At 71.2% G+C, this 7294-nt stretch carries 8 protein-coding genes; all 8 read left to right on the top strand.

Features of this window, described 5'->3' with window-relative positions; all coding sequences use genetic code 11:
* Positions 1–1160, top strand: a 1160-nt coding sequence (locus tag ACWGIU_RS24080) for a DAK2 domain-containing protein (RefSeq protein WP_453708961.1), incomplete at its 5' end; no start/stop codon positions are given.
* A 26-nt stretch (positions 1161–1186) separates the two neighbouring features.
* A complete protein-coding gene (recG, locus tag ACWGIU_RS24075; protein ID WP_453708959.1) occupies positions 1187–3379 on the top strand; it encodes an ATP-dependent DNA helicase RecG in 2193 nt (730 codons plus the stop codon).
* Positions 3380–3453: 74 nt separating this feature from the next.
* Positions 3454–4032: a 16S rRNA (guanine(966)-N(2))-methyltransferase RsmD gene (gene rsmD / locus ACWGIU_RS24070; RefSeq protein WP_453708957.1), complete on the top strand. Its 579-nt coding sequence runs from the start codon at positions 3454–3456 to the stop codon at positions 4030–4032.
* Positions 4033–4046: 14 nt separating this feature from the next.
* Positions 4047–4526, top strand: a complete 480-nt coding sequence (coaD, locus tag ACWGIU_RS24065; protein ID WP_453708965.1) for a pantetheine-phosphate adenylyltransferase — start codon at positions 4047–4049, stop codon at positions 4524–4526.
* A gap of 103 nt (positions 4527–4629) precedes the next feature.
* Positions 4630–5655, top strand: a complete 1026-nt coding sequence (locus tag ACWGIU_RS24060) for a cell division initiation protein (protein WP_453708955.1) — start codon at positions 4630–4632, stop codon at positions 5653–5655.
* A gap of 130 nt (positions 5656–5785) precedes the next feature.
* Complete coding sequence (locus ACWGIU_RS24055) at positions 5786–6436, top strand: YceD family protein (RefSeq protein ID WP_453708963.1); 651 nt, start codon at positions 5786–5788, stop codon at positions 6434–6436.
* Positions 6437–6438: 2 nt separating this feature from the next.
* Positions 6439–6612 (top strand): 50S ribosomal protein L32, encoded by a 174-nt coding sequence (rpmF, locus tag ACWGIU_RS24050; protein ID WP_003965982.1) that lies wholly within the window; start codon positions 6439–6441, stop codon positions 6610–6612.
* Between the two features lie 19 nt (positions 6613–6631).
* The coding region (rnc, locus tag ACWGIU_RS24045) for a ribonuclease III (RefSeq protein ID WP_453708953.1) at positions 6632–7294 on the top strand (663 nt) is incomplete at its 3' end.

The raw sequence follows: 7294 nt of genomic DNA, 5'->3' as shown, positions 1-7294 counted from the left end.
GCGCCGCCGCCGGGACCGCGGTCGAGGTGGCCCTCGCCGCCTACGACGGGGCCCGCGCCGCCCTGGCCGAGACCCCCGGGCAGCTCGCCGCACTGGGCCGGGCCGGGGTGGTGGACGCCGGAGGCTGCGGGCTGGTCGTCGTCTTCGGCGCCCTGTGGCAGGCGCTGTCCGGCGAGGAGCCGGCCGCCGAACCGGTACGCGGCCGCGCGGTGCCCGTACCGCAGTCGCCGGACCCCTGCGCGCAGGAGGAGGACGGGCCCGCGTACGAGGTGATCTACCTGCTGGAGGCCTCCGAGGCGGCCGTCGGCGAACTCCGCGAACGCCTCGACGGGCTCGGCGACTCGCTGGTCGTGGTCGGCGGCGACGGACTGTGGAACGTCCACGTCCACGTCGACGACCCCGGCGCCGCCGTGGAGGCCGGAGTCGTGGCCGGGCGGCCCTACCGGATACGGATCACCCACTTCGGTGACGAACGCCGCCGGGCGCGGGGCGAGCGCGCCCAGCGGGCCGTGGTCGCCGTCGTCCCCGGCGAGGGACTGGCCGGCCTGTGCGGGGAGGCGGGAGCGACCACCGTGCTCGTACGCCCCGGGGAGCCGCCGGCCGTTGCCGAACTCCTCGACGCCGTCCGCCGCGCGCACGCCCGCGAGGTCGTGCTGCTGCCGGGCGGCGCCGAACTGCGCGCCGTCGCGGCCGCGGCCGCCGAACAGGCCCGCGCCGAGGGCGTACGGGTGGCCGTGATCCCCACCCGGTCCGCGGTCCAGGGCCTCGCCGCCCTCGCCGTGCACGACCCCGAGGGCAGCTTCGACGAGGACGTGGTCGCCATGACGGCGGCGGCCGGAGCCACCCGGTACGGGGAACTGGCCGTCGCCGAACGGCAGTCCTTCACCTCGGCCGGCATCTGCCAGGCCGGCGACGTGCTCGGCCTCATCGACGGGGACGTCGCGGTGATCGGCTCGGGGCTGACCGAGACCGCCGAGGCCGTCCTGGACCGGATGCTGGGCTCCGGCGGCGAACTCGTCACCCTGGTCCTGGGACCCGACGTGCCGGACGCCGTCGCCGAACGCCTGGAGGCGTACGTCCAGCAGGGCCACCTCGCCGTGGACACCGTCACCTACCGGGGCGGCCGGTACTCGGCGCCGCTCCTCGTCGGGGTCGAATAGCGGGCTTGTCAGCGCCATGGTGTGCAATGGAACACGTGCCCGCGCTCGACGAAGACCTCAAGAAGACGCTCGGTCCCGCCACCGCCAAGGTGCTGGCCGAGCAGCTCGGCCTGCACACGGCCCTGGATCTGCTCCACCACTACCCGCGGCGGTACGCCGAGCGCGGCGAGCTGACCTCGCTCGCCGAGCTCGCCGACCAGATCGACGAGCACGTGACCGTCGTCGCGCAGGTCGCCGACGCCCGGATCCTGACCTTCAACGGGGGCCGCGGCAAGCGTCTGGAGGTGACCATCACCGACGGCAGCGGCCGCCTCCAGCTGGTCTTCTTCGGCGCCGGTGTCCACAAGCCGCACAAGGACCTGCTCCCGGGCAGCCGCGCGATGTTCGCCGGCAAGGTCTCCAAGTTCAACCACAAGCTCCAGCTCGCGCACCCGGCCTACGAGCCGCTCGGCCAGGACGCCTCCGACCGGGACGCCGCGACCGCCTTCGCCCAGCAGCTCATCCCGATCTACCCGGCCTGCGCCAAGCTGGAGTCCTGGAAGATCGCCAAGTGCGTGGACGCGGTGCTGCCCAGCGCCCAGGAGGCCGTGGACCCGCTGCCGCCCGCCCTGCGTGAGGGCCGAGGGCTGGTCCCCCTCACCGAGGCGCTGCTGAAGATCCACCGGCCGGGCACCAAGGCCGACATCGAGGACGCCCGGCAGCGCCTGAAGTGGGACGAGGCCTTCGTCCTGCAGGTCGCCCTGGCCCGCCGCCGGCACGCCGACTCCCAGCTCCCGGCCGTTCCACGCCGCCCGGCCCCCGGCGGCCTGCTCGACTCCTTCGACGCGAAACTGCCCTTCACCCTCACCCAGGGCCAGCAGACCGTCTCGAAGGAGATCTTCGACGACCTGGCGACGGAACACCCCATGCACCGCCTCCTGCAGGGCGAGGTCGGAAGCGGCAAGACGCTGGTCGCGCTGCGGGCGATGCTCGCCGTCGTCGACAGCGGCGGACAGGCGGCCATGCTCGCGCCCACCGAGGTGCTCGCCCAGCAGCATCACCGCTCCATCACCGAGATGATGGGCGAACTGGCCGAAGGGGGCATGCTCGGCGGCTCCGACCAGGGCACCAAGGTCGTCCTGCTCACCGGCTCCATGGGGATGCCCGCGCGCCGCAAAGCCCTCCTCGACCTGGTCACCGGCGAGGCCGGGATCGTGATCGGCACGCACGCGCTGATCGAGGACAAGGTGCAGTTCCACGACCTCGGCCTGGTGGTCGTGGACGAGCAGCACCGCTTCGGGGTGGAACAGCGCGACGCGCTGCGGTCCAAGGGGAAGCAGCCCCCGCACCTGCTGGTGATGACGGCGACCCCCATCCCCCGCACGGTCGCCATGACCGTCTTCGGCGACCTGGAGACCTCCGTCCTCGACCAGCTGCCGGCCGGGCGCTCCCCGATCGCGACGCATGTCGTGCCGTCGAAGGACAAGCCGCACTTCCTCGCGCGGGCATGGGAACGGGTCCGCGAGGAGGTCGAGAAGGGGCATCAGGCGTATGTGGTCTGCCCCCGCATCGGAGACGGGGAGGACGACGCCAGGAAGAAGCCCGCCGAGGACGAGGGCGACAAGCGGCCGCCGCTCGCCGTCGTGGAGATCGCCGAACAGCTCGCGCGCGGGCCCCTGGCCGGGATGAGCGTCGAGGTTCTGCACGGCCGGATGGACCCCGCCGACAAGGACGACGTCATGCGCCGGTTCGCCGCCGGCGAGGTCAAGGTGCTGGTCGCCACCACCGTCATCGAGGTCGGGGTGAACGTCCCGAACTCCACGGTCATGGTGATCATGGACGCGGACCGGTTCGGCGTCTCCCAGCTCCACCAGCTGCGCGGCCGCGTCGGCCGTGGCTCCGCGCCCGGCCTGTGCCTGCTGGTCAGCGAGATGCACGAGGCCGCCCCGGCCCGGGCCCGGCTGGCCGCCGTCGCCGCCACCCTCGACGGCTTCGAACTCTCCCGGATCGACCTGGAACAGCGCCGGGAGGGCGACGTGCTCGGCCAGGCCCAGTCCGGGGTCCGCTCCTCGCTGCGGATGCTCGCCGTCATCGAGGACGAGGAGGTCATCGCCGAGGCACGGGAGGAGGCCACCCGCGTCGTCGCCGAGGACCCCGCGCTGGAGCGCCTGCCGGGCCTGCGGACCGCGCTGGACGCCCTGCTCGACACCGAGCGGGAGCAGTACCTGGAGAAGGGCTGAGCGGCACGACCTATCGTTGGAGTGCCGCGGCAGCGCCGGGGCACTCCACCCACCGCCGCACCGAAGGACCCCAGATGACCCGCGTGATCGCCGGCAGTGCCCGCGGGCGACGGCTGGCCGTGCCCCCCGGCACCGGCACCCGGCCGACCTCGGACCGGATGCGCGAAGGCCTCTTCTCCACCTGGGAGTCGCTGCACGGCGTCGAAGGGGCCCGGGTGCTCGACCTGTACGGCGGCTCCGGCGCCGTCGGCCTGGAATCGCTCTCCCGCGGCGCGGCCCACACCCTGCTCGTCGAGGCCGACGCCAAGGCCGCCAAGGCGATCCGGGACAACATCAGGACGCTGGGCCTGCCCGGCGCGGAGTTCCGCGCGGGCAAGGCGGAGCACATCGTGGCGGCCAGGGCCGCGGGGGACCCGTACGACATCGTCTTCCTGGACCCGCCGTACGGCGTGGACGGCGCCGACCTGCGGGAGATCCTCCTCACACTCCGGTCCAACGGCTGGCTCACGGACGATGCGCTCGTCACCGTGGAGCGCAGCACCAGGAGCGGCGCCTTCCCGTGGCCCGAGGGCTTCGAGCCGCTCCGGTCACGCAAGTACGGCGAGGGCACCCTTTGGTACGGCCGCGCCGCCTTCACCAGCGAAGACTCATGAACGAGGGAGTTCAGTTGCGCCGCGCCGTCTGTCCTGGGTCATTCGATCCCCTCCACAACGGACACCTCGACATCATCGGACGCGCCTCCCGGCTGTACGACGTCGTCCACGTCGCCGTGATGATCAACAAATCGAAGCAGGGCCTGTTCACCGTCGACGAGCGGGTCGAGCTGATCCGCGAGGCGACGGCCGACTACGGCAACATCCAGGTCGAGGCCTTCCAGGGCCTGCTCGTCGACTATTGCAAGCAGCGGGACATCCCGGCCATCGTCAAGGGCCTGCGCGCGGTCAGCGACTTCGACTACGAGCTCCAGATGGCCCAGATGAACCTGGGCCTGTCGGGCGTCGAGACGCTGTTCGTCCCGACCATCCCCACCTACAGTTTCCTGTCCTCCTCGCTGGTCAAGGAGGTCGCGACCTGGGGCGGCGACGTCGCCCACCTGCTGCCGGCGCCCGTCCACGCGGCGCTCCTGGAACGGCTGCGCGACCGCTGACCGGCTGATGGGGCGTCAGGCAGTGTCGGGGGCCCGCCCCGTGGCCTTACAGTCGTCCCGTCCGTCTCAGGAACCGCCCGAGGCCGAGAGAGTGCGAGCCCCCATGGACGTGCAGAAGAAGCTCGACGAGATCGTCGCGGCCGTCGGCGGCGCCCGGTCCATGCCCATGTCGGCCTCCTGCGTGATCAACCGAGCCGAGCTGCTGGAGCAGCTCGAAGAGGTGCGCCAGGCGCTGCCCGGCTCGCTCGCCCAGGCTCAGGAGCTCATCGGCGGCCGGGAGCAGGTGGTCGAGGAGGCCCGCCGGGAGGCGGAGCGGATCATCGACGCGGCCCACAACCAGCGCGGTTCGCTGATCTCCGACACCGAGATCGCGCGCCGCTCCCAGGCCGAGGCGGACCGGATCCTGGAAGAGGCCCGCCGGGAGGCGGAGGAGATCCGGGCCGAGGCCGACGACTACGTCGACAGCAAGCTCGCGAACTTCGAGGTCGTGCTGACCAAGACCATCGGCTCCGTGGACCGGGGACGGGAGAAGCTCCTGGGCCGCGGACCGGGTCTGGACGAGCACGGCTACCCCGACATGGACGCCCCCGAGCGCAGCCACGACCCCGAGATGCAGCGGCAGCAGGCGGACGCCTACGTGGACACCAAGCTGGCGACCTTCGAGGCGGTGCTCTCCAAGACCCTGGAGGCCGTGGGCCGCGGCCGCCAGAAGCTTCTGGGCCGGGTCCCGACGGACGACCTCGGCATCCACATGGCCGCCCAGGACGCGGCGGCCGGACAGCAGTCCCGCTCGGCGAGCGACTCGGACTTCCTGGCGGGCCTGGCCGAGCCGGAGCCGCCGCAGGCGCAGGCACCGATCCCGGCGCAGGCGGAGCCCGTGTACGACACGTACTCCTACCAGCAGCCCGCCCAGCCCGCCGCTCAGCAGCAGGACGCGTACTCCTACCAGGACCCGTACGGCGGCTACCAGCAGCAGCCTGACCCGTACGGGGCCTACCCGCAGCAGCAGCCCGACCCCTACGCCGCCTACCAGCCGCAGGCCCAGCAGCCCTCGCTCGACGAGACCAGCCTCTTCGACACGAGCATGATCAACTTGGACCAGCTCCGCCAGTACGAACAGGGGCGTTAGGCCGTCGATTGGGCGCTGGGCGCCGCTCCGGGTATCCTGGCTGTTCGGTCGCGCGTATGCACCGCGATCCATGCTGCCCTAGTGCGGCGGAATATCTGATCTTCAGCGATCTGTGAAAGCAGGAACGGCCCTGAATACCCGCCTCGACCACCACAACCCCCTCGTGTTCGACACGCACGAGCTGGGCCGGCGTCCTGGTGCCATGCAGCGGCTGTCCCGTGAGATCGCGGCACCGGCGGACTTCGGTCTCGCCGGCGTCATCGGAGTGCCGGAAGGCGCCCCGGTGAAGCTCAGCCTCCGCCTGGAGTCGGTCATGGAAGGGGTGCTTGTCACAGGCACCGCCCGCGCGTCGGCCGTAGGGGAGTGCGTAAGGTGTCTGGAGTCCGTCGAGCGCGAGCTCAAGGCGGACTTCCAGGAGATGTTCTCGTACCCTGACGCCGACGACCGGAGCCGCTCCAAGGCGGAACCGGCCGACGACGCCGAGGACGACGAGGACACGCTCTACCTTGAGGACGGCTTGTTCGACCTCGAACCCGTGCTGCGGGATGTGGTGGTGCTCGCACTGCCCATGCAGCCGGTGTGCCGGGAGGACTGTCTCGGACTGTGCCCCGATTGCGGGCTCAGCCTGAACGACGACCCGGACCACCACCATGACGCCGTCGACATCCGTTGGGCGGCATTGCAGGGACTCGTCGTGACCGATCAGGACGACGAGAAGGACAACATGAGCGGCACTGCCTCTGACGGAGTTCAGGGCGCCGCCGAGAAGCAGGAGAAGTAGCCGTGGCTGTTCCGAAGCGGAAGATGTCGCGCAGCAACACGCGCCACCGCCGGTCGCAGTGGAAGGCTGCGGTCCCCACCCTGGTTTCGTGCGAGCGTTGCCAGGAGCCGAAGCTCCAGCACATTGCGTGCCCGAGCTGCGGCACCTACAACAAGCGCCAGGTCCTCGAGGTCTGAGCGGCTGGTGAGAGGCGCAATGTCTGAGCTGTCCAACGCTGAGAAGCAGGCAGACAGTAACAACGCGGCCTCGTCCCACAAGCTTCTGGAAGGGCGGCTCGGGTATCAACTCGAGTCCGCCCTTCTGGTGCGTGCACTGACCCACCGTTCGTACGCGTACGAGAACGGCGGTCTGCCCACCAACGAACGCCTGGAGTTCCTCGGGGACTCCGTGCTGGGCCTGGTGGTCACGGACACGCTGTACACGACCCACCCGGATCTCCCCGAAGGCCAGCTGGCCAAGCTTCGGGCCGCGGTGGTCAACTCACGCGCACTGGCGGAGGTCGGGCGCGGCCTCGAACTCGGCTCCTTCATCCGGCTCGGCCGGGGCGAAGAGGGCACGGGTGGCCGGGACAAGGCCTCCATCCTCGCCGACACCCTTGAAGCGGTGATCGGCGCGGTCTACCTCGATCAGGGCCTCGACGCGGCCTCGGAGCTGGTTCACCGGCTCTTCGACCCGCTCATCGAGAAGTCCTCGAACCTCGGGGCCGGCCTGGACTGGAAGACCAGTCTCCAGGAACTCACGGCGGCCGAAGGCCTTGGCGTGCCCGAGTACCTGGTCTCCGAGACCGGTCCGGACCACGAGAAGACCTTCACCGCTGCCGCTCGCGTCGGTGGTGTCTCGTACGGCACCGGCACCGGC

It is taken from the genome of Streptomyces sp. NPDC054840 (assembly GCF_053611065.1).
This window is presented reverse-complemented; position numbering and strand designations above follow the sequence as displayed.